Origin of the sequence: Pseudomonas sp. OV546, assembly GCF_900116845.1 — a bacterium.
GTDB lineage: Bacteria > Pseudomonadota > Gammaproteobacteria > Pseudomonadales > Pseudomonadaceae > Aquipseudomonas > Aquipseudomonas petroselini.
Genome location: NZ_FPCE01000007.1, coordinates 287,247 through 307,077, shown reverse-complemented (window position 1 = coordinate 307,077; position 19,831 = coordinate 287,247). Strand labels below are relative to the sequence as shown.

Genomic DNA, 19,831 nt, shown 5'->3' with positions numbered 1-19,831 from the left:
CCTGCGTAACCATCAAAACGCCGGCGTGATGTCGGCGTTTTTGTTTTTGGAGGGAGTATGAAAATCAAAGCTTTGTGGGGCTTCACGGGCAACGCCGATCTGCTCAAGGCAGAGTCGACCAAGGTAAAGCGCGGGCAGGTGTTCGATGATGTTGACGACGAATACGCCCACACGCTGATCGGCAAAGGTCTGGTCGAGGAAATCGGCGCCGACGGAAAGTCCAAGTCCACCAAGCCCAAGGATTCGAAGCCAGCCGCGCCGAAAGAGAGCAAATAAATGATCGAATTGGCCACTTTGAAGATGCATCTGCGGGTCGACGGCGATGAAGAAGACGCCTTGATCGGCGGCTACCTCGAAGCGGCCAAAGCGCATGTCGAGCAACACTGCGACCGAAAGCTGGTGGATGGCGAACCGATAGATCCGGCTGAAATGGGACTCACCAGAGATGTTGAGCAGGCTATTTTTCTGCTCGTCGGGCACTGGTACTCAAATCGCGAGGCCGTGGTCATGGGTGGTGCGCCGTCGGCCGTCCCTCTCGCAGTCGACAGGCTGCTCTGGTACAGGAAGCGCTTCTGATGCAGGCCGGAAAACTGAGGCATCGCGTTCGTATCCAGCACAAGGTGACATCACAGCACCCGGTAACCGGCGAACAGCTGACGGATCAGTGGGTTGATTTCGCCAAGGTATGGGCTTCGGTCGAGGACTTGAGCGCCCGTGATTTCATCGCGGCGCAGGCGATTCAATCTGAGGCAAAAAGCCGGGTAGTTATTCGCTACCGTGATGGAATCACGGATGCAATGAGGGTTGTGTTGGCTAGCGGTGCCGTTTGCGCAATCGTTGGTCCGCCCCTGATGGATCCGAACTCGCGCAAGGAATATCTCACGCTGCTGGTGTCTTCGGGGGTGAACGATGGCTGATTGGGTATCGTACAACCTCACCGGCGCCGATGCGCTTTCAGCCAGGTTCAAGGGTCTCACGGAGGAGATGCGCCGCAAGGTGGTCACGCCGGCGGCAAAGGACGCCATGGATATCGTGCTGCTCGACGCTAAGGACCGCGCCGCCCGCATCGATGACCCAGAAACCGCCAACTTCATCCCGGCCAACCTGGCAATGGTGGAGCGTAAAGCCCTTGGCGAAGAGCTCGGCGCGGTAGTGATATCGGTCGGTGTGCGAATGCGCAAAAAAGGCCAGAAGGGCGGCAACACGTTCTACTGGTGGTGGGTGGAGCTCGGTACCGAAAAGAACCGGGCAAAACCATTCCTTCGGCCGGCCCTGGCCAATAACCGGGAGCAGCTGTTCCAGGAGTTCCTCAGTTCGGCCAAGTATCAGCTGATCAAACTGGGGGTGAATGAATGACCGCGCCAATTTTTCAGGTGTGCTCCGCGAGCCAGGCCGTCACTGCGCTGCTCGGCACCGGCCCGACGCGCCTTTACCCGCATGGCGAAGCCCCGGAGGGGGTAGAGCGGCCCTATGCCGTCTGGCAGGTCATCAGCGGATCGCCGATCAACTTCCTCAGCTGCGTACCAAGCACGGACCGCTACGGCCTTCAGGTCGACGTGTACGCAGAAACCGCTTCTTCTGCTGAGGAAGTAGTGATGGCGCTGCGCCGGGTGATTGCCCAGCACGCGTATGTCACCGGCTTCGGGATCGACGACAAGGACAAGGACACCCACAGCTACCGCAAAGGCTTCGATGTTGCCTGGCTGGTGAGTTTGTAGCCGTAAACCAGAAAAGAACGACCCGCTCCGGCGGGTTTTTTTATGCCCGCTCAAAAGTGATTTTCCAGGAAAATCGGGGAGTACAAATTGACCATTAAGACGCAAGGCACAGACCTCTATGCCATCGACCCCCTCACCAAAGCGATTTTGGTGGTGGGCTGCTTCACCTCCCTGGACGGGATCGATACCAGCATCGCGCAGATTGAAACGACCTGCATGAACTCCAGCGCGCGCGAATACGAGGCCGGTCTCGCAGAGCCTGGCTCGGCGTCGTTCGGTCTGAACATCGATCCGCAAGAGCCCGCGCACGTACGCCTGCATCAACTCAAAACGGCCGGCACCAAACTGCTGTGGGCTATTGGCTGGTCTGACGGCCGAATCGTGAACGCTCAGGGCGATCTGGAAGGAATCCCGCCAACGGTCACTCAGGAAGGCTCGCTTTCGGCCATCACGCTCACCAGCGGTGGCAACGGTTACACCTCGGCACCATCTGTCGCGTTGACCGGCGGCGGCGGTACCGGGGCGACTGCCACCGCTATCGTATCCGGCGGCTCGGTGACCGGCTTCACCATCACTAACGCTGGCTCTGGTTACACCTCGGCGCCTTCCATCGCTTTCACTGGCGGTGGCGGCGGTACAGGCGCGGCCGCAACTGCTGTTGTTGGCTCCGAAGTAGATTTCGACCTTCCGAACACCCGCACCTGGATCACCTTCGAAGGCTACATGAACAGCTTCCCGTTCAGCTTCGCGCTGAATGACGTTGTGAAGTCGACCGTCGGCATCCAGGTATCGGGTGATCCGGTATTCGTCCCTAAAGTCATCGCGCCGTAAGGAAAAAGCATGGATCTCACCATCAAAGCCCTGGCCGCCGCCGGCGCGTTCGCGGGCACGGCAGTAAAAAAAGACATTACCTGGTTCTCCGGGGGGAAAACCCAGGCCGCCACGATCTACGTGCGCCAGGAGTCGTTCATCGAGTTAACCCAGCGCTGGGACTCGAAAGAGTCCGGCGGTGACGTGTTCGCCGAGCGAATCGCAAAAAACATCCTCAAGAAAGATGGCTCGCCGGTCTTCTCTGTTGCTGATGTGCTCGGCACCAATGACTCCGGCAACGGCCCTCTGTGCGCGCAGCTGACGCTGGCGCTTCTGGACGCGCTCAACGAGGCAAACGGTGTTGGCGCGGGCGCCGCAGAAAAAAAATAGGGCCCGCCGATGAGTTCTGGCACGAGCTGGTACTCAACGGCATCGGCGGGCGAACCGTGGCCGAAGCGAAGGCAAGCCTCAGCTATACCGAGGCACTTTCGTGGATGGCGTACATCGAGCAAAACGGGACGCTGAACCTCGGCTTGAAGATAGAGCGGGGTTTCGCCTTGCTCGCCACCATTTTGAACAACGTGCACGGCGGTAAGGCAACTTTCGACGATTTCCTACCCGCTCGCGGCGTGGTTGTTGAGGAATCCGAGACTTCCGCGCACGACCTGTTCAGGTTGCTGCAGTCGGTCAAGAGGTGATTTATGGCTGTTGATTCACTTGGCCAACTGACGGTCGATCTGGTCGCCAACACCGGCGGCTTCGAAAAGGGAATGGACCGTGCCGAGCGCAAGCTCAAGTCCACAGCCAAGGAGGCCGCCTACCAGGCCAAGGAGCTGGATAAGCTCGTAGGCCGAATTGATCCAGTTGTGGCGGCATACAGCCGTCTCGACAAGATGGAGGAGCAGCTCCAGGCCCACCGCAAGGCGGGGCGGCTACCAACCGCCGAGTTCGACCTTTACAAGAAGAAGATCGACGAGCAGCGCGCCTCTATTGAGCAAACCGACAAGGTGATGCTCAAGAACGGCCAAACTGCTAAGCAGTACGCCGCGAACTTGCGTGGCGTGCCTGCACAGTTCACGGACATCGCTGTGTCGCTCCAGGCTGGCCAGAACCCCATGACTGTGTTCTTGCAGCAGGGCGGCCAACTCAAGGAAATGTTCGGCGGCGTCGTTCCGGCTGCAAAGGCGCTGGGGGGCTACGTCCTCGGCCTGGTAAACCCATTCACGGTTGCCGCCGCTGCTGCCGCTGTGCTGGCCTTGGCCTACAAGCAGGGCAGTGACGAGGCTACCGCTTACAACACGTCCCTGGCTATGACCGGCAACACCGCCGGCACCACATCAGGACAGCTTTCAACACTGGCTCAGCAAATCGCTCTGTCCAATGGCACGGTCGGCAAAGCCTCGGGTGTGCTTGCGCAGCTTGCGGGCTCTACGCGCATTCCGGTGCAGGCGTTCGAGGGCATCGCTGCGGCTGCTATCAAGTTTGAATCGGCAACTGGGCAGGCAGCTGAGGAGACCGTCAAGAACTTCGAGAAAATCGCCAGGGACCCGGCCGCGGAGATTCTTAAGCTAAACGAGTCGATGAACTTCCTGACGGCCACTACTTACGAGCAGATCAAGGCGCTGCAGGAGCAGGGCAAGACTCAGGAAGCAGCGGCGCTCGCGAATGAAACCTACGAGCAGGGGCTTAATCGCACTTCTGACTCCGTCAAAAAGAACCTGGGCTCCCTCGAGTCAAGCTGGAACGCTGTCAAAAGCGCCGCCAAAGGCGCATGGGACGCCGCGCTAAACATCGGCCGGGAGGACACGCTCGATCAGCAGATCGAGGCGCTGGACAAACAGCTCGGCGCCATCGCCAAGGCGCGAAAGCTTAACAAGTCAGACGGTTTTGGAAATCTGACGCCTGACGATAGTTTTCGCACTGATGCGTTAGAAGCCGAGAAGACCCAGAAACTTGTCCTTAAGACGGAGGAAGAACGCCGAGCCGCTTCGAAAGGATTCCAGCAGCAGCAACAACAGCAGGCCCTTTCAGATCAGGTTGCCCTGGATAAGCTGAGGAAGGAAACGGAGACCAACGCCGACAAGCGCGCCCGAGAGTTAGGCGAGTATCGGCTATTGGTCGAGCGTCGAATCACCCAGGCTAAAGCCTCTGGTGATAAGTCGCTGCTGATTTCTCCCGATCAGCAAGCCAAAGACATCGCCAATATCAACGATAAGTACAAAGATCCAAAGGCCGCAAAAACACCGAAATACCGTGAAGATGCGGGCATGAAAATGCTCGACTCGCTGCGTCAACAAAACGCGGCGCTTCAGGTTCAGTCTAGTTCGATTGATCAGCAAACCGGCAAGTACGCGGTGCTCGGCGCCCAGGCCCAGGAACTGGCGAAGTTCGAGCAGCAGATCGCGGATATCAAAACCAAGGATATCCAGACGGCCGATCAGAAGTCGCTGCTCGCAAACGAGGCTCTGATCACGGCCCAGCTAAAACGAAACGTCGCCCTCGAGCAGGAGGTCGCCACCCGGAAAAGGAGTTACGAGGAGGCCCAGAAGCTTCAGGCCTTCGAGGAGAACCTGAAAAGCCAGTTGTCGAGCGCTCAGGTCGGTATCGACAATACGCTTGCCGGCGCCAGCATGGGGCAGCAGCAAAAGCAGCGCCTGCAGGAGCAACTGAGCATTCAGCAGTCTTACCAGTCCCAACTGGATCGGCTGGAAGCCCAGCACAACAAGGGCGAGATCAGCGACGATCTGTACGCGAAGGAAACGACGGCCCTGCGTTCGGCGCTGGATCAGCGCATGGCGATGCAGACCAAGTATTACCAGGATCTGGATAAGGCTCAGGGTGACTGGACCTTGGGCGCTCAGTCGGCCTACGAGGACTATCTGGAGAGCGCGCGCAACGCGGCCGAGCAAAGCCACAACCTGTTCAGCAATGCGTTTAGCTCCATGGAGGATGCGATCGCGCAGTTCGCACTGACAGGCAAGCTTTCCTTCTCGGATCTAGCCAAGTCAATTTTGGCTGATATGGCGAAGATTGCCGCAAGACAGGCTGCATCTTCGGCTCTAAGCGCACTTTTTGGGGCGGCCAGTTCTGCCATCGGTGCATATTTTGGTGGCGCTGGTGGCGCAACCGGCGCAGCAACTGCTGGCGGGGCAGCTCAAGGCGCTGCCAGTTTCGGCAGCCAGTTTGATGCCAGCGCTGGATCGGTAAAGTGGCCGGCGTTCTCCGATGGAGGCTGGACAGGACCGGGAGGCAAGCATGAGCCGAAAGGTGTGGTGCACGGTGATGAATTCGTTCTCCGCAAGGAGGTGGTCCAGCAGCCTGGCATGCGCGAATACCTGGAACGCCTCAATAAGCGCGGCTATGCAGATGGAGGATACGTAGGGCTCGCTGGCGGCTCATCTGCGCCGCCGACGTCAGGTGGGGCGATATCCATTCAGCAGACGATCGTAGTTCAGGACACCGGCAGCGGATCTCCGGATGACGCCCAGGGCCAGGCTGTAGCACAAGCCTATGCAAAGGCGGCAAAACAGGGAGCCCAAGAGCAGATCGCCCGAGATCTGAAGCCTGGCGGTCAAATTTGGGCGGCCATCAACGGTCGCTGATCAGGCCCCGCTCCGGCGGGGTTCTTTTTTTGCCGAGTGATGAAATATGGCCATTGAGGTTTTCACGTGGTGCCCGAAAGTAGAGCCGGTCGGCACGATAAGCTTTCGAAACAAGTCGGCAAAGTTTGGTGATGGTTACGAGCAGCGCGCAAGGGACGGCATAAACAATCGTTCGGAGTCCTGGCCGTTAACGTTCGTCGGTGCTCGGTCGAAGATCATGCAGATCAAAGAGTTCTTAGACGCTCGTGCCGGGGCCGATCCTTTCTATTGGACGCCGCCCTTGGGAACCCAGGCACTCTTTCGCTGCGATAGCTACCAGGCCTCACCGCTCGGAGCTGAGATCTTTTCGCTGACAGCAACTTTCGAACAGGCATTCCACCCATGAGCATTGTTCCTATCAACATTGGCTCGGCGCCGAACGACGGAACTGGACAAAATTTGCGTTCAGGCGCCCAGGTCATTAACGCTAATTTCTCGGAGCTCGATCAACGAACTACGGCGGCGCAGTCCGCGGCAGATGGCGCGCAGGCTACGGCGGATGCTGCTATTTCTGGAGCACAGAAAGGCCAGCCGAATGGTGTCGCCGGTCTCGACGGTAATGGTACGGTTCCAGCCAGCCAATTGCCGAGTTATGTGGACGACGTTCTTGAGTTCAACAGCTTCGCCGCGCTTCCAGCCACTGGTGAGACCGGCAAGATCTACATCACCATAGACAACAACAATCAGTACCGCTGGAGCGGTACACAGTACGTTCTGCTCACGGCTTCGCCAGGTACTACTGACTCGGTTCCTGAGGGGGCGGTCAATAAATATTGGACCGTTGCCCGCACGCTCGGCAGCGTACTCACTGGTCTGGTAACCACGAATCCAGCAGTAGTCGCTGCAACGGACACGGTCCTTGCTGCCTTCGGGAAATTGCAAAGGCAAGTCAGTGACTTGGCGTCGAACAAGGCTAACAAAGGAGCGAATAGCGACATCACGTCGCTTACCGGGCTGACTACGCCTTTGGCAGTTGATCAGGGCGGTACGGGATCGGCGTCTGGTGTGCCGGATATGATCGGCGCGTCGTCAAGTTCGGCGGGCACAAAAGGGCTTGTTCCTGCACCGACGGCAGGTGCTACGAGGTTCCTTTCGAGCCTTGGAACTTGGTTGGCAGTCAATGCATCCGCGTCATGGGGTGGTATCACGGGAACGCTTGCGGATCAGGCCGACCTTAAAAGTGCTCTTGACGCAAAACAAAGTATCTCCTCGGCACCTTTTACTAAGTTCTACCAAAGCCCCAATACAGCATGGGCTGCATCAGGCTTGATCGAGTTTACTCATAATTTGGGTCAACCCAAGATGGTTCAGATCTATGCAGTGCTAACTGCTGCTACGGGAAACTATCCGGTAGGGACGATATTCAGCCTTTGCGTGTGGATCAACACGAACTATTGGGGCGCCATGGTGGTAGCGGAAACGGCGACGGTAGTCAGGGTGCGCATGGCTTCGGCGCTTGGCCTGCTGGTTAGTGCAGGGTCGGCTGAAACCATATCGCCGTCTAACTCCCAAATATTTGTAAGGGTGGCAGCATGAGCATGAAGCATTATGTTGATTCAACTGGGCTTTATCTCTACGGCACTGATGGAGAGCCCCCAGAGGGCGGAATCGAAGTTGACCCGCCACCAGAATACGCGGATCAGCTTTGGCTCTTCCCTGGATGGGGACCGAGCTCAATGAAAGCGGTGGCCGCTGAAAACTACTGGCGCGATCTTGAAATGCCGAAGGCCCAGCAGAACGTTACCGCCATTGAATACGGGGACGAAGATATCCCAGGTACCGCTCAGCAATGGCAAAAATATTGGCTGGCCTTGCGTAAGTGGACTGACGCCAATCCCGATTTCCCCGATAGCAGCAAACGCCCAGTAGCGCCAAGCTGATCCTCTACCGAACGCCAATACCCGCCATGAGCGGGTTTTTTATTGCCTGAGGAAACCTTCATGCCGATCACAGCCGATATCCAGACCCTGGAGCCCGGCGCCTGGGTGGAGCTATTTGAGCTCGACGCCACGTCGCTGGGAGCTGAGCTTTACCGGTTCCACGGGTACCCGCAGGAATCTTCGATCTTCTGGCAGGGCCTGGAGTACTCGCCGTGGCCGATCAAAGCCGGTGGCTTCGAGATGACCGGTCAGGGCGCGCAGCCAACCCCCACGCTTTCGGTCGGCAACGTTGGCGGCTTTATCACCGCCCTGGTGCTGTATTTCGAGGATCTGGTGGGGGCGAAGCTCATTCGCCACCGCACTCTGGGTAAATACCTGGATGGGCAGCCCGAGGCAGATCCTGAGGAGGAGTTGCCGCCGGACATCTGGTACGTCGAGCGCAAGTCATCGGAGGACAGCGAGATCGTGCAGTTCGAGTTGGCTTCTGCCTTGGATTTCCAGGGTGTTCAGCTGCCCAGACGCCAGATCGTGGCCAACGTTTGTTGGTGGCTGTCCTGCGGCGGGTACCGTGGCCCCTACTGCGGGTACAACGGGCCGCCGGTGGCGGACGAGAACGATATCATTGTGACCGACGCTGCCAAGGATAAGTGCGGCGGGCGGCTCACCAGCTGCAAGCTTCGCTTCGGCGCAAACAACCCGCTCTCGTACGGATCCTTCCCGGCCGCCGGCCTGATCAGGGCTTAACCCATGAACAAAGCAAGCAAAGCAGCGATAGAGGCTCACGCCCTCGCAGAGTATCCGCGGGAATGCTGCGGCCTGCTTGTGCGTGAAGGTCGCAAGGAAATCTATGTGCCGTGCCGCAACACAGCCTCGACGCCCAGCGAGCATTTCCGCCTGGCGCCGGAGGACTACGCCGGCGCCGAGGACCTTGGCGCGATCCTGGCAGTGGTGCACAGCCACCCTGACTATCCAGCAGCGCCCAGCGAAGCCGATCGCATCTCTTGCGAGGCATCGGGGCTGCCGTGGCATATCTTGGAAGTGCGAAAGGGAGATGACGACGTGGTGCGCTCCGGCGAGCTGGTGAGTTTCGCGCCGGTCGGTTACGAGGCCCCGCTGATTGGTCGGGCCTTTGCCCACGGCATCAGCGACTGCTTGAGCATCATCCTCGACTTCTACCGTCGGGAGATGGGTATTGATCTTGGAAATTACGAGCGCGAGGATGGCTGGTGGGACAAGGGTGGCAACCTGTACCTGGACAACTTGCCGGCCGCCGGGTTCGAAAAGGTGTCGGCGCTGCAGCACGGCGATCTGGTTCTGATGCAGATCCGCTCACCGGTTCCCAACCACGCGGCGATCTACCTGGCCGACGGAGTGCTGAAGACCGAGCCTCAACATTACCCGGCGCCGGGGTCGATTCTGCACCACCTCTACAACCGCGACAGCAAGCGCGACGTGTACGGCGGATACTGGTCCGAGGTGACGGTCGGATACTGGCGGCATCGGGACGCCAAGCCCTGATCAAAATGTTATCGTCTGGCCAAATCACATGGAGTTGACGATATGCGTATTTTTGTCGCGGCCCTTAGTTTGCTGATACTTGCAGGCTGTGTTGGTCCCAGCGAGCTTGCCAAAAACAAGCCATCGATCACGGTAAGTACGAGCAAAAGCCCAAAGGCGTACGCTCTTTGCGTATTCCCGAAGTGGCAGGCGGCCAGGACGGACTCTTCGATGGTTGAGACGGAAACCGGTTATAGGCTGCTGGTGGCGAGCAACAACATGGCTGATGAGCTTCTCGAGATCAATAAGTCCTCCTCAGGGAGCACTGTCGTTCTCTATCAGCGCATGGCATGGTCCATGATGATGGGGCGCGAGGCTATCGAGTCATCGGTTAGATCGTGTCTTTGATTAATCGAACCTAAAGCCGCCTTCGGGCGGTTTTTTATTGCTCGGAGAAATAATGAGTAGTTCGACCTCAGAAGAAAAAATGCAGACGGTTCTCCTCTCGGGCTCTCTGGCCCGTCTTTTTGGGCGCGAACACCGCATGACTACAAGTGGTGGATTCCGAGACGTGATGGGCTATTTCAAGCAGTTTCCTGGCTTCGAGAAGTTCATGCTTGGAAGCGCCGAAAAAGGTCTGAGATTCGCCGTTTTTAACGGTCGAGAAAATATCGGAGAGACGGAGATGAATAAGCCGACCGGACGGGATGTGATTCGCATCGTTCCGGTAATCGCCGGCTCTAAGCGTGCGGGCCTGCTGCAGACGGTTCTCGGCGCCGTACTTTTGGTCGCCAGTATCTGGTTTCCTGGTCTCGCACCTTATGGATTCGCGCTATTCGCCGGCGGTGCTCTTCAGCTTTTGAGCCCTCAAGCTAAAGGCCTCGGCACTCAGGATAGCCCCAACAATAGGCCCAGTTACAGTTTTAATGGTCCAGTCAACACCAGTGTTCAGGGTAATCCCGTGCCGCTGCTTTATGGCCGAATGATCGTTGGCAGCGCCGTGATCAGCGCCGGCATTTACTCCGAAGACCAAATGTAAACCACCACCTCGCCACTAGGCCCGCCATTGAGCGGGCTTTTTTTCGCCTGAAGGAAAGCCATGACTAATTTAGCTATCGCCGGCAGCAAGGGTGGCGAGGACAAGCCGCGCCCGTCAGTTGAGGCTCCCGACAACCTGCAAAGCGTTGCGTACGCACGAATTCTCGACCTGGTTAGCGAGGGCGAGATTGTTGGATTGGCGGACGGCATGCGGTCCGTATTTCTTGGCGAAACGCCGCTGGCCAATGCGGACGGGTCACTGAACTTCAGTGGAGTTACGCTCGATGTTCGTACCGGCAGCCAGGATCAGACGCATATCCCTGGCTTCCCGGCGGTGGAAAGTGAGGTGGGGGTGGGCGTAGAGCTTCGTTACGACCAGCCATGGGTGAGGGCCGTTACCAACCTTCAGCTCTCGGCCGAGCGTGTCCGTATTTCTGTACCCCGTCTCGCGCAGACAAACACATCGAACGGTGACACCAACGGATACACGGTCCAGTACCGGATCGAGCTATCCACGGACGGAGGCCCATATGTACCAATGGTCGTCTCGTCGTTCACCGGTAAAACCTCCACGAAATACGAGCGCTCCCACAGGGTAGATCTGCCACCAGCGAATAGTGGGTGGCAAGTTCGTGTTGTAAGGGCCACGCCAAACGCGACCAGTTCTGCAATCGCCGATACGACCACCATCGACGCAATCACCGAGGTGATTGACGCGAAGCTGCGGTACCCGGGTTCGGCGACGATTGGCCTCCAGTTTGACGCTTCGCAGTTCCAGTCGATCCCGACACGCTCATTCGATCTCTACGGGCGGATTATCCGGGTCCCGAGCAATTACGACCCCGCAACACGTATCTATTCTGGCGTCTGGGACGGCAGCTTCAAAAATGCATGGACCGATAACCCTGCCTGGATCTTCTACGACCTGCTGCTCCATTTTCGCTATGGACTGGGGCACCTGCTGAACGCTGGCCAAGTCGACAAGTGGGAGCTCTACCGGATCGGCCAGTACTGCGATCAGTTGGTGCCGGACGGCAAGGGTGGCACTCATCCACGCTTCACCTGCAACCTGTACCTGTCGGTGCGCGCCGACGCGTTACGTGTGCTGCAGGATCTATCCACGGCATTCCGAGGGATGGCGTACTGGGCTGGCGGTTCGGTTACAGCTATTTGCGATATGCCAGAGGACCCGGTCTACACCTATTCCAATGCCAACGTCATCGATGGCAAGTTCAGCTACTTCGGATCCTCGAAAAAGACTCGCTACACCGTCGCCCTGGTGAGCTGGAACGACCCAACAGACTTCTACCGGCAGAAGGTCGAATATGTTGATGATCAGGTAGGGATCAGCCGATACGGTATTCAGCAGACCGAAATTACGGCTACGGGCTGCACATCCCAGGCCCAGGCCCAGCGCATCGGCAAGTGGGCTCTGCTCACTAACCGCTTGGAGACGGAGAGCGTGGGGTTCTCGGTTGGCCTCGATGGCACACTGGCGCGGCCAGGGCAGATTATTCGGATTGCAGACAATGACCGGGCCGGCCGGCGTATTGGAGGCCGCCTTCGTTCGTCGACGCTGGATACGCTCGTCCTTGATGCGGATGTGACGGCGTACCCGGGCGACACAATCACGCTGATTATGCCGAACGGCAAGGCCGTCTCCCGGGCGGTCAAGTCCGTTGGTTACCCGCTGACCTGGGATAGCACAGGCATCACCTGGGACAATGGCAATATCACGATGGACACGACCGGCTTCCCGTCGGATGTGCAGCAAGTGGTACTGGCCGAGCCGCTGGCAGATCTACCGCCCACGCATTCGATGTGGGCAATCGACTCGACGACGCTGGCGGTGCAGCAGTTCCGCGTCATGTCGGTGGTTGAGGACTCCTCCGATACCGAGATCAAGTTCAGCATCACCGCGGTCCGCCATAACTCCAGCAAATACAGCGCGATCGACAACGGAAGTAGGATTGAACAGCCTCCAGTGACTGTGATCCCACCGAGCGTACAGCCGCCGCCGGGCAACGTTACCGTCAGCAATGACCACTTCGTCGACCAGGGCAGCGCCGTCAGCGTTATGACGATTGCCTGGGAGAAGCCCGAAGCAGCAATCGCCTATGAGGTTTACTGGCGAAAGAACGATGGGGATTGGATATTCGCGGGCCGCACCGGCACCACGTCGATTGACGTGAGCGGAATCTACGCGGGGCGTTACGTGGCCAAGGTGCGCGCGATCAACTCGCTCGACATCGGCTCTGTATTCGCCACCTCGGCAGAGACCATTCTGAACGGGAAGACCACGCCACCGCCGACGGTATCCTCGTTCACGGCCCAGTCAATCGTGTTTGGCATAAAGCTGCAGTGGTCGATCCCTCAGGACCTCAGCACCGCTGACTTGCAGCGCACGGAAATCTGGTACAGCGAAACCACCGATATTGCCAGCGCAGTCAAGTTCGGCGATTACGCGAACCCGCAGACAGACCTGACGATCATGGGCCTGGCCGCCGGCAAGCGTTTCTTCTTCTGGGCGCGCTTGGTGGATCGTATCGGCAACATGGGCGCTTTCTACGGCCCGGTTAACGGCCAATCGTCCTCGGATGCCGGCCCCATTCTTGATTACCTGACCGACCAGATTTCGGAGACGCAGCTGAGTCAGCACCTGCTGGAAAAGATCGAGACCGGCGGCGGCGCCCAAATCGAAATCGAGGCGTTGAAAACTGAGCTGGCCGCGATGTACAGCATCAAAACTCAGCTCACCGTAGACGGAAAGCCGTACTTGGCAGGTATTGGCGTGGGCGTCGAAAACGACGAGGGGATCATCACCAGCCAGGTGTTAATTGCTGCAAGCCGGTTCGCGATCGTCGATCCAAATACTACGAACGTTTTTTATCCATTTGTGGTGCAGGACAACGCAGCGTACATCGATACGGCCTTCATCCGTGACGGCAGCATAACCATGTTGAAGATCGGCCAGGCCTTACAGTCCGACGACTTCGTTTCAGGAGTTCAAGGTTGGCGTCTAGATAAAGCTGGGAATCTTGAGTTTAACGGGCCAGCACCCGGCGGCGGTCGTCTGACGATGACGAATCGTGCGATCAAGGTCTACGACGAAAACAATGTGAAACGTGTCCAGCTTGGAGATTTGACGGCATGAGTTTCGCCATGAGGATATGGGGGCCAACAGGGAAGTTGCAGCTCGATGAGAACTCATTCACGGTGCGGATTATTTACTCGGTAGTTGTGGCGTTTATAACTGGGGGGAATAGATATATCAGCATTGCAATTCCGGGGGTGTCTCCCGCCACGCACTCCGCAGTTTGCATTCCGATTGGCGCATATCCACAAGATCCGAATGCTCAGAATAACTATGCAATTCAGTATGAGCCGGAAGTTTATAATGGTGGAGTAACGGTTTGGTTTGGAAATAGAGATGCGCCGTTCAATGCCATCAACGGATTGGGGCCTCAGAGACTTCTCGTTATGAAGGACAGATAGATGTCATTCGGGTTAGAGTTCAAGAACGTCAACGATGTAGTAACTCTCGATTCTGAGTTCTCTCGGCTTGTTGTTTTGCAGTCAGGGAGGTACTCGGGAGGCGCAACTTTTTCTCCGGCTATCACCACCCAAGAGCCACCCCTCGTCTTTGTTCGTCCAGATGGCACCACCACTCTGCAATACACCACTATCAATGGTGGCCCTGGGAATTGGACAGGATTCTCCTTTCTGTCATCGGGCGCAGGCAGCTATTTTTGTGCCGCGTTCAAATCGAGGGAAGTGGCAACTTACGGACTGAGGCTATGGAACGGTTCCGGAGGTCTTCTGTTTGATAGTGGAACACCATGTGCACAATTCACTAGAACTATTAGAGCTTGGACTTATCTCGGCTCTAGTAACACTGGTCAAGGAACCACTAGATCTAACTGGACGGCATACTCGCCTTTGGATACTGGTGATTTTGTGATGATTAATAACATCGGAATGGATGTTGGTGGCAACTCAACTAGGGCTGCGAAGCTTTATGTTGTTTGGAATTACGGAAATAACAGGCTTGAGCCTTACATCATCGGAGTAAACAACTCTGTTAGCTTTTATATTCCGATCGTATTTGCAAAACCAATTTCCTAAATTTGCTGTTTAGCCTTGCACAATGTGTGGACAGTTAGCCGCCATGTGCGGATTTTTTCGCCTGAGGAGACACCATGCCTATTACTCAGCAGCAGTTGCTGCAGATCCTCCCGAACGCCGGCCCTCGAGTCGGTATTTTTTTGCCTGCGTTAAACCGCGCCATGCTTCGCTTTGACATCACTACAGTCAGGCGCCAGGCGGCATTCATCGCCCAGGTGGGGCACGAGTCAGGCCAACTGTCGCGCATGTCCGAGAACCTGAACTACAGCGCCGATGCCCTGGCCAATACCTGGCCCGGCCGATATGCAGAGCCATCCGCGGATGGTGGATACCTGAAAGTCAACGTAAAAGGCCGGGCAAGGAACAAGCCAAACGACCTGGCGCTGAGCCTTGCTGGCAAGCCTGAACAGATCGCGAACAACGTATACGCCTCGCGCATGGGCAACGGGTCGCCGGCCACCGGTGATGGATGGAAGTATCGCGGGCGGGGCCTCATTCAGGTTACAGGCAAGTCGAACTACATTGCCGCCGGCGTTTCTTTGCAGCTTGATCTGCGCGCCGAGCCAGATCTCTTGGAGCAGCCGGAATGGGCGGCGATGTCCGCTGCACACTTCTGGAATGCTCGCGGCCTAAACGACCTGGCCGATGATGGGGCGTTTCAAGATATCGGGAGCGTCATCAACACGGGTCAGCGAGGCAAGGTTCCGAATGGTCAGGCTGATCGCCAGGCGCTGTACGAAAAGGCGCTGAAGGTGCTGGCGTGACGCCCGTACAGAAGCTGATCGGCTTGGGGCTGGCACTCCTGCTGGCTCTGGCCATCGGCTTTGGCGGGGCCTGGCAGATTCAGGACTGGCGCATGGGTGAGCAGCTCGCCATGCAGGCCGGCCTGCACAAAGGTGACCTGGCCGCGATCAGCAATGCCGCCGCCGCCCAGGCCCGCAAAGAGCAGGATAAACGCCTGGCCACCGAGCAGCAGCTCGCCGCGCAGGATCAACAACACACCAAGGAGCTATCCGATGCCCAGCGCAACCAGGCTCGCCTGCGCGATCGCCTTGCTACTTCTGATCTGCGGCTGTCAGTTCTCCTCGACGCCACGGACACAGCCAGTCGCTGCGACTTGCCTACCGCCCCCGGCGCCGCAGGCGTGGTTCATGCAGCCCGTAGAGCCCAACTTGACCCAGCGCATGCTCAACGAATTATCGCCATCACCGATGCCGGCGACCAAGGATTGATCGCACTACGGGCCTGCCAGGCGTACGTCAGGGCTGTGGCCCCTTGAGCACCCTCAGCTCGAGCTGCAGCCGCTGGTTTTCCACCCGGAAATGCTCGTTCTGACTTGCGATCATCTTTAGGCCCATGATCTCTTTACTCATTTCTGAGTTGTGGATGTTCGCGCTACTCAGGTTTGCCATAGCCAGCCTGAGTTCCGTTTCGGCCATAGCCTTGCGGGTGACCAGCAAATCGTTCATCTGCACCAGGCCGGCGACGTTCGCCCGCGCCTTACGCAGCATCGCCTGGGTCTGGATCAGCTCGTCCTCGAGCATGGCGCACTGGTGTTGGTACATTTCAAGAGGCGTGGGGCAGCCAAGCCACGTGGAGGTGTCTTCGTCGATGTTCATGGTGGGTAAACTCAAATGCTGTATGCACATACAGTAATCGAGGTATTGCGGATTTGGGAGTGGTGTTCGTCGGCAGAACGCCGTGGCGGTATTGGCCCTGGGAAAATCTTCCCCAAAACGCAACCGTTTGGACCAATGTTTATTGGGTTTAGAAGAGTCGCAAAAGTGGGTGTTTTTTGATGGCGCTTTATGGATCAAGGCCTTGATTTTAAAGGCCTTGATCGTTTTCTATGCGGCATCCCAGGCTTTGATGCCGAAAAGGTGCAACGTTTTGCTTGAAGCGGTCAAGGAATTGCCCCCCTTTGGGCTGCTTAAAACGAAAGATCACGGATTATGCCACGACCAGCGGGTTTGGGTGCCGCTCGTCAGCGCTGTGCGACTTTTGTGCAAAAGCCACTGCGCGGCATAGCCGCTAACATAGCCGGGTAATATGGCACTTCAACGGCCACTTGTTGCCTGATGTGTGTCGTTGCAAGTCGATTGTCCGGGAAACCTGTTTTATGCAAACCGCCTACACCGTTCTTATCCTGCTGATGCTGGTCAGCGTTTCGCGTCTGGTCGGGCGTATCATCCCTCTGCCGTTACCGCTGGTGCAAATTGCCGCCGGTGCCCTGCTGGCCTGGCCGACGCTGGGGTTGCATGTGGCGTTGGACCCGGAGCTGTTCCTGTTTCTGTTCCTGCCGCCTCTGCTGTTTTCTGATGGCTGGCGCATGCCCAAGCGCGAGTTATGGCGCCTGCGTGGGCCGATCCTGACGCTGGCGGTGGGGCTGGTGCTGTTTACGGTGGTCGGTGCCGGCTACTTCATTCACTGGCTGTTGCCTACGATCCCGTTGCCGGTGGCCTTCGCCCTGGCGGCCGTGTTGTCGCCGACGGACGCCGTGGCGGTGTCGGCCATTGCCCAGAACCGCTTGCCGACGCCGCTGATGCATATGCTCCAAGGCGAGGCGCTGATGAACGATGCCTCGGGCCTGGTGACCTTCAAGTTCGCCCTGGCGGCGGCGCTGACCGGGGTGTTTTCCCTGGCCGATGCGAGCCTGACCTTTGTCCTGGTGGCGGTCGGCGGCCTGGCTGTCGGTGTGGCGCTCAGCTGGCTGGTCGGCCGTCTGCGCGCCTGGATGATTGCGCGGGGCTGGGATGATCCGGCCACCCACGTGGTCTTCATGTTGCTGCTGCCGTTTGCGGCCTATGTGCTGGCCGAACGCCTGGGCGCATCGGGCATCCTGTCGGCGGTGGCGGCGGGCATGATGCAAAGCTGGCTCGACCTGCTGCCACGCCAGACCAGTACGCGCTTGCTCAATCGCAGCGTGTGGTCGTTGTTGGAGTTTGCCTTCAACGGCCTGATTTTCCTGCTGCTGGGCCTGCAGCTGCCGGACATCATCAAGGCCGTGGTCAGTCATGAGCCGACGCTGTGGCCCACGCTGTTTTATCGCTGCCTGGATGTGATCGCGATCTTCCTGGTGCTGGTGGTGCTGCGGTTTATCTGGGTGCAGAGCATCTGGCGGCTGTCGGGTTTATTGCGGCGGTTACGTGGGAAAAGCGAGCTGACCCTGGTGCCCACAGCCCGCTCCTGCTGGCTGTTGACGGTGGGGGGTGTGCGCGGTGCGGTCACTTTGGCCGGTGTGATGTCGGTGCCCTTGCTGTTGGCGCCGGGCCAGGATTTCCCCGAGCGTGACCTGCTGATCTTCATCGCCGCCGGGGTGATCCTCCTGTCGTTGATCGCCGCTTGCATCGCGTTGCCGCTGTTGTTGCGCGGCATTGAGAAAAGCCCGGATGAGAAGCGTCATAACGAAGTCCGCGAAGCCTGGAAGAAAACAGCCGTTGCCGCGATTCATGCCCTGGAGGCCGAGGAGCCCGTTGAAACGGAAACCCAGGACGCTGCCCAAGCCGCACTCGCCGCCGAGTTGAAGGCACGGTTGATGTCGGAGTATCGCCATCAACTGGACGTGTTCAACGACTCGGCGGAAGCCCAGGCGCTGGCGCGGCAAATGGATCTGCTTGAGCGGAAGCTGCGTCTCAAGGCGCTGCGGGCGCAGCGGTTGGAGTTGTATAGCTTGAGCCGTCATCACCAGATTGGTGATGACGTCTTGAGGGAGGTATTGGCGGAGTTGGATATGAGTGAGGCGAATCTGGGACATCTGAAATGACCCGTCAGGCGCTTATCAGCGCCGCTGAATGAAATCCCGAATCCGCTCAGCTGCTTCCACGCATTCCCCCAGCGGCGCAACCAAGGCCAGGCGCACGCGCCCCGCGCCTGGATTGACACCGTCCACCTCCCGCGACAGGTACGAGCCCGGCACCACGGTCACGTGTTCTTCGACGAACAAGTCGCGGCAGAAGGCCGCATCGTCGCCCTTTACCTTTGGCCACAGGTAGAACCCGCCATCCGGGCTTTGTACGTCCAGCACCGGCTTGAGGATCGCCAGTACGGCGTCGAATTTTTCCCGGTACAGGTCACGGTTGGCCTGCACGTGGGCTTCATCTTGCCAGGCCGCGATGCTGGCCAGCTGGGTTTGCACCGGCATCGCGCAGCCGTGGTAGGTGCGGTACAGCAGGAACCCCTTGAGGATGTCGGCGTCGCCGGCCACGAACCCGGAGCGCAGGCCTGGCAGGTTGGAGCGCTTGGACAGGCTGTGGAACACCACGCAACGCTTGAAATGCTGGCGGCCCAGCTCGACGCAGGCGCTGAGCAGGCCCGGTGGCGGGGTTTGCTCGTCGAAGTACAGCTCGCTGTAGCACTCGTCGGCGGCAATAACGAAGTCGTATTCGTCGGCCAGGGCGATGAGTTTTTTCAGGGTGTCGACCGGGATCAACGCGCCGGTCGGGTTGCCGGGGGAGCACAGGAACAGGATCTGGCAGCGTTTCCAGATGTCCGGCGTCACGGCGTCGAAATCCGGGTTAAAGCCATTGGCATCCAGGCAAGGCAGGTAATGCGGTTTGGCCCCGGCCAGGAACGCGGCGCCTTCGTAGATCTGGTAGAACGGGTTCGGGCTGACCACCAGCGCGTCGTCACCGCGATTGACCACGGTCTGGGTGAAGGCGAACAGCGCCTCGCGGGTGCCGTTGACCGGCAGGATATTGCGCGCCGGGTCGAGCCAGCCCTTGGGCACGTCAAAGCGGCGTTCGCACCAGGCGCCGATGGCCTCGCGCAGGGCCGGGATGCCCAGGGTGGTGGGGTACACCGCCATTTGATCGAGGTTGTTGCTCAGCGCTTCGGCGACAAACGTCGGGGACTTATGCTTGGGCTCACCGATGGACAGCGCGATAGGGCGTTTGTCCGGGTTCGGCGTGACGCTGCCGAGCAGGGCGCGCAGTTTCTCGAACGGATAAGGCTGCAGCTGGTTCAGGGCGTTGTTCATGGAAGTCTCGTTCAATTCGGTTGAAAACATGCGGTCTGCTGGGCGAAGTCATTTAAATGTGGGAGGGGGCTCGCCCCCGATTGCAGTGTGACAGCCAACGCATTTTTATCTGATCCACCGCTATCGGGGGCAAGCCCCCTCCCACAC

The 19,831-nt window shown here is 58.4% G+C and carries 25 protein-coding genes; 23 read left to right on the top strand and 2 right to left on the bottom strand.

What is annotated here, in order from left to right:
• Window positions 1–57 precede the first annotated feature (57 nt).
• The 21 genes from BM403_RS18215 (at window position 58) to BM403_RS18115 (ending at window position 15,988) form a co-directional block, all read left to right on the top strand.
• Entirely contained in the window at window positions 58–276 is a 219-nt protein-coding gene (locus BM403_RS18215; RefSeq protein ID WP_058425395.1) for a DUF7302 family protein, read from the top strand.
• Window positions 277–576, top strand: coding sequence for a head-tail connector protein (locus BM403_RS18210; protein ID WP_093544077.1), 300 nt, complete (start codon window positions 277–279; stop codon window positions 574–576).
• Window positions 576–917, top strand: a complete 342-nt coding sequence (locus BM403_RS18205; RefSeq protein WP_093544075.1) for a phage head closure protein — start codon at window positions 576–578, stop codon at window positions 915–917. Before BM403_RS18210 ends, BM403_RS18205 begins: the two co-directional genes overlap by 1 nt.
• Complete coding sequence (locus BM403_RS18200) at window positions 910–1,356, top strand: HK97-gp10 family putative phage morphogenesis protein (protein ID WP_093544073.1); 447 nt, start codon at window positions 910–912, stop codon at window positions 1,354–1,356. The genes BM403_RS18205 and BM403_RS18200 overlap by 8 nt, the downstream gene beginning before the upstream one ends.
• Entirely contained in the window at window positions 1,353–1,718 is a 366-nt protein-coding gene (locus BM403_RS18195; RefSeq protein ID WP_093544071.1) for a DUF3168 domain-containing protein, read from the top strand. Before BM403_RS18200 ends, BM403_RS18195 begins: the two co-directional genes overlap by 4 nt.
• An 87-nt stretch (window positions 1,719–1,805) precedes the next feature.
• The gene (locus tag BM403_RS18190; protein WP_093544069.1) at window positions 1,806–2,549 is read left to right on the top strand and encodes a phage tail tube protein; all 744 of its coding nucleotides are present in this window, start codon (window positions 1,806–1,808) and stop codon (window positions 2,547–2,549) included.
• A 9-nt stretch (window positions 2,550–2,558) separates the two neighbouring features.
• Entirely contained in the window at window positions 2,559–2,918 is a 360-nt protein-coding gene (locus tag BM403_RS18185; RefSeq protein ID WP_093544067.1) for a phage tail assembly chaperone family protein, TAC, read from the top strand.
• Between the two features lie 56 nt (window positions 2,919–2,974).
• A complete protein-coding gene (locus BM403_RS18180; protein ID WP_256577183.1) occupies window positions 2,975–3,226 on the top strand; it encodes a phage tail assembly protein T in 252 nt (83 codons plus the stop codon).
• Window positions 3,227–3,229: 3 nt separating this feature from the next.
• Complete coding sequence (locus tag BM403_RS18175) at window positions 3,230–6,130, top strand: phage tail tape measure protein (protein WP_093544065.1); 2,901 nt, start codon at window positions 3,230–3,232, stop codon at window positions 6,128–6,130.
• 46 nt (window positions 6,131–6,176) lie between these two features.
• Complete coding sequence (locus BM403_RS18170) at window positions 6,177–6,515, top strand: phage tail protein (protein WP_093544063.1); 339 nt, start codon at window positions 6,177–6,179, stop codon at window positions 6,513–6,515.
• Window positions 6,512–7,705: a hypothetical protein gene (locus BM403_RS18165; RefSeq protein WP_093544061.1), complete on the top strand. Its 1,194-nt coding sequence runs from the start codon at window positions 6,512–6,514 to the stop codon at window positions 7,703–7,705. Before BM403_RS18170 ends, BM403_RS18165 begins: the two co-directional genes overlap by 4 nt.
• A complete protein-coding gene (locus tag BM403_RS18160; RefSeq protein ID WP_218189865.1) occupies window positions 7,702–8,049 on the top strand; it encodes a hypothetical protein in 348 nt (115 codons plus the stop codon). Before BM403_RS18165 ends, BM403_RS18160 begins: the two co-directional genes overlap by 4 nt.
• Before the next feature lie 60 nt (window positions 8,050–8,109).
• Entirely contained in the window at window positions 8,110–8,793 is a 684-nt protein-coding gene (locus BM403_RS18155) for a phage minor tail protein L (protein ID WP_093544057.1), read from the top strand.
• 3 nt (window positions 8,794–8,796) lie between these two features.
• On the top strand, window positions 8,797–9,567 hold the full coding sequence (locus BM403_RS18150; protein WP_093544055.1) for a C40 family peptidase: 771 nt from the start codon (window positions 8,797–8,799) through the stop codon (window positions 9,565–9,567).
• 42 nt (window positions 9,568–9,609) lie between these two features.
• Window positions 9,610–9,954: a hypothetical protein gene (locus tag BM403_RS18145; protein ID WP_093544053.1), complete on the top strand. Its 345-nt coding sequence runs from the start codon at window positions 9,610–9,612 to the stop codon at window positions 9,952–9,954.
• Between the two features lie 52 nt (window positions 9,955–10,006).
• A complete protein-coding gene (locus BM403_RS18140) occupies window positions 10,007–10,585 on the top strand; it encodes a tail assembly protein (protein ID WP_093544051.1) in 579 nt (192 codons plus the stop codon).
• Between the two features lie 60 nt (window positions 10,586–10,645).
• Window positions 10,646–13,738 carry a TipJ family phage tail tip protein gene (locus tag BM403_RS18135; RefSeq protein WP_093544049.1) on the top strand — a complete coding sequence of 1,031 codons (3,093 nt, stop codon included), beginning with the start codon at window positions 10,646–10,648 and terminating at the stop codon, window positions 13,736–13,738.
• On the top strand, window positions 13,735–14,079 hold the full coding sequence (locus tag BM403_RS18130) for a hypothetical protein (protein ID WP_093544047.1): 345 nt from the start codon (window positions 13,735–13,737) through the stop codon (window positions 14,077–14,079). Before BM403_RS18135 ends, BM403_RS18130 begins: the two co-directional genes overlap by 4 nt.
• On the top strand, window positions 14,080–14,709 hold the full coding sequence (locus BM403_RS18125; protein WP_093544045.1) for a hypothetical protein: 630 nt from the start codon (window positions 14,080–14,082) through the stop codon (window positions 14,707–14,709).
• 74 nt (window positions 14,710–14,783) lie between these two features.
• Complete coding sequence (locus BM403_RS18120) at window positions 14,784–15,473, top strand: glycoside hydrolase family 19 protein (RefSeq protein ID WP_093544043.1); 690 nt, start codon at window positions 14,784–14,786, stop codon at window positions 15,471–15,473.
• Complete coding sequence (locus BM403_RS18115; protein ID WP_093544041.1) at window positions 15,470–15,988, top strand: lysis system i-spanin subunit Rz; 519 nt, start codon at window positions 15,470–15,472, stop codon at window positions 15,986–15,988. Before BM403_RS18120 ends, BM403_RS18115 begins: the two co-directional genes overlap by 4 nt.
• On the opposite strand, the gene BM403_RS18110 is transcribed toward BM403_RS18115, so the two are convergent.
• A complete protein-coding gene (locus BM403_RS18110) occupies window positions 15,969–16,328 on the bottom strand; it encodes a hypothetical protein (protein WP_093544039.1) in 360 nt (119 codons plus the stop codon). The genes BM403_RS18115 and BM403_RS18110 overlap by 20 nt on opposite strands.
• A gap of 82 nt (window positions 16,329–16,410) precedes the next feature.
• On the opposite strand from BM403_RS18110, the gene BM403_RS18105 reads away from it, so the two are divergent.
• The gene (locus BM403_RS18105) at window positions 16,411–16,737 is read left to right on the top strand and encodes a hypothetical protein (RefSeq protein ID WP_139237989.1); all 327 of its coding nucleotides are present in this window, start codon (window positions 16,411–16,413) and stop codon (window positions 16,735–16,737) included.
• Window positions 16,738–16,828: 91 nt separating this feature from the next.
• Window positions 16,829–18,472, top strand: a complete 1,644-nt coding sequence (locus BM403_RS18100; RefSeq protein ID WP_043204902.1) for a Na+/H+ antiporter — start codon at window positions 16,829–16,831, stop codon at window positions 18,470–18,472.
• Between the two features lie 15 nt (window positions 18,473–18,487).
• On the opposite strand, the gene dapC is transcribed toward BM403_RS18100, so the two are convergent.
• Entirely contained in the window at window positions 18,488–19,684 is a 1,197-nt protein-coding gene (gene dapC / locus BM403_RS18095; RefSeq protein ID WP_093544035.1) for a succinyldiaminopimelate transaminase, read from the bottom strand.
• Between the last annotated feature and the right edge of the window lie 147 nt (window positions 19,685–19,831).

Bases quoted from the DNA above. Each gene is read 5' to 3' on its own strand.
- BM403_RS18200 (WP_093544073.1), top strand. From the start codon at position 910: ATGGCTGATTGGGTATCGTACAACCTCACCGGCGCCGATGCGCTTTCA.
- BM403_RS18195 (WP_093544071.1), top strand. From the start codon at position 1,353: ATGACCGCGCCAATTTTTCAGGTGTGCTCCGCGAGCCAGGCCGTCACT.
- BM403_RS18165 (WP_093544061.1), top strand. From the start codon at position 6,512: ATGAGCATTGTTCCTATCAACATTGGCTCGGCGCCGAACGACGGAACT.
- BM403_RS18125 (WP_093544045.1), top strand. From the start codon at position 14,080: ATGTCATTCGGGTTAGAGTTCAAGAACGTCAACGATGTAGTAACTCTC.
- dapC (WP_093544035.1), bottom strand. From the start codon at position 19,684: ATGAACAACGCCCTGAACCAGCTGCAGCCTTATCCGTTCGAGAAACTG.
- BM403_RS18175 (WP_093544065.1), top strand. From the start codon at position 3,230: ATGGCTGTTGATTCACTTGGCCAACTGACGGTCGATCTGGTCGCCAAC.
- BM403_RS18145 (WP_093544053.1), top strand. From the start codon at position 9,610: ATGCGTATTTTTGTCGCGGCCCTTAGTTTGCTGATACTTGCAGGCTGT.
- BM403_RS18170 (WP_093544063.1), top strand. From the start codon at position 6,177: ATGGCCATTGAGGTTTTCACGTGGTGCCCGAAAGTAGAGCCGGTCGGC.
- BM403_RS18135 (WP_093544049.1), top strand. From the start codon at position 10,646: ATGACTAATTTAGCTATCGCCGGCAGCAAGGGTGGCGAGGACAAGCCG.
- BM403_RS18205 (WP_093544075.1), top strand. From the start codon at position 576: ATGCAGGCCGGAAAACTGAGGCATCGCGTTCGTATCCAGCACAAGGTG.
- BM403_RS18150 (WP_093544055.1), top strand. From the start codon at position 8,797: ATGAACAAAGCAAGCAAAGCAGCGATAGAGGCTCACGCCCTCGCAGAG.
- BM403_RS18160 (WP_218189865.1), top strand. From the start codon at position 7,702: ATGAGCATGAAGCATTATGTTGATTCAACTGGGCTTTATCTCTACGGC.
- BM403_RS18110 (WP_093544039.1), bottom strand. From the start codon at position 16,328: ATGAACATCGACGAAGACACCTCCACGTGGCTTGGCTGCCCCACGCCT.
- BM403_RS18100 (WP_043204902.1), top strand. From the start codon at position 16,829: ATGCAAACCGCCTACACCGTTCTTATCCTGCTGATGCTGGTCAGCGTT.
- BM403_RS18185 (WP_093544067.1), top strand. From the start codon at position 2,559: ATGGATCTCACCATCAAAGCCCTGGCCGCCGCCGGCGCGTTCGCGGGC.
- BM403_RS18215 (WP_058425395.1), top strand. From the start codon at position 58: ATGAAAATCAAAGCTTTGTGGGGCTTCACGGGCAACGCCGATCTGCTC.
- BM403_RS18130 (WP_093544047.1), top strand. From the start codon at position 13,735: ATGAGTTTCGCCATGAGGATATGGGGGCCAACAGGGAAGTTGCAGCTC.
- BM403_RS18120 (WP_093544043.1), top strand. From the start codon at position 14,784: ATGCCTATTACTCAGCAGCAGTTGCTGCAGATCCTCCCGAACGCCGGC.
- BM403_RS18155 (WP_093544057.1), top strand. From the start codon at position 8,110: ATGCCGATCACAGCCGATATCCAGACCCTGGAGCCCGGCGCCTGGGTG.
- BM403_RS18210 (WP_093544077.1), top strand. From the start codon at position 277: ATGATCGAATTGGCCACTTTGAAGATGCATCTGCGGGTCGACGGCGAT.
- BM403_RS18140 (WP_093544051.1), top strand. From the start codon at position 10,007: ATGAGTAGTTCGACCTCAGAAGAAAAAATGCAGACGGTTCTCCTCTCG.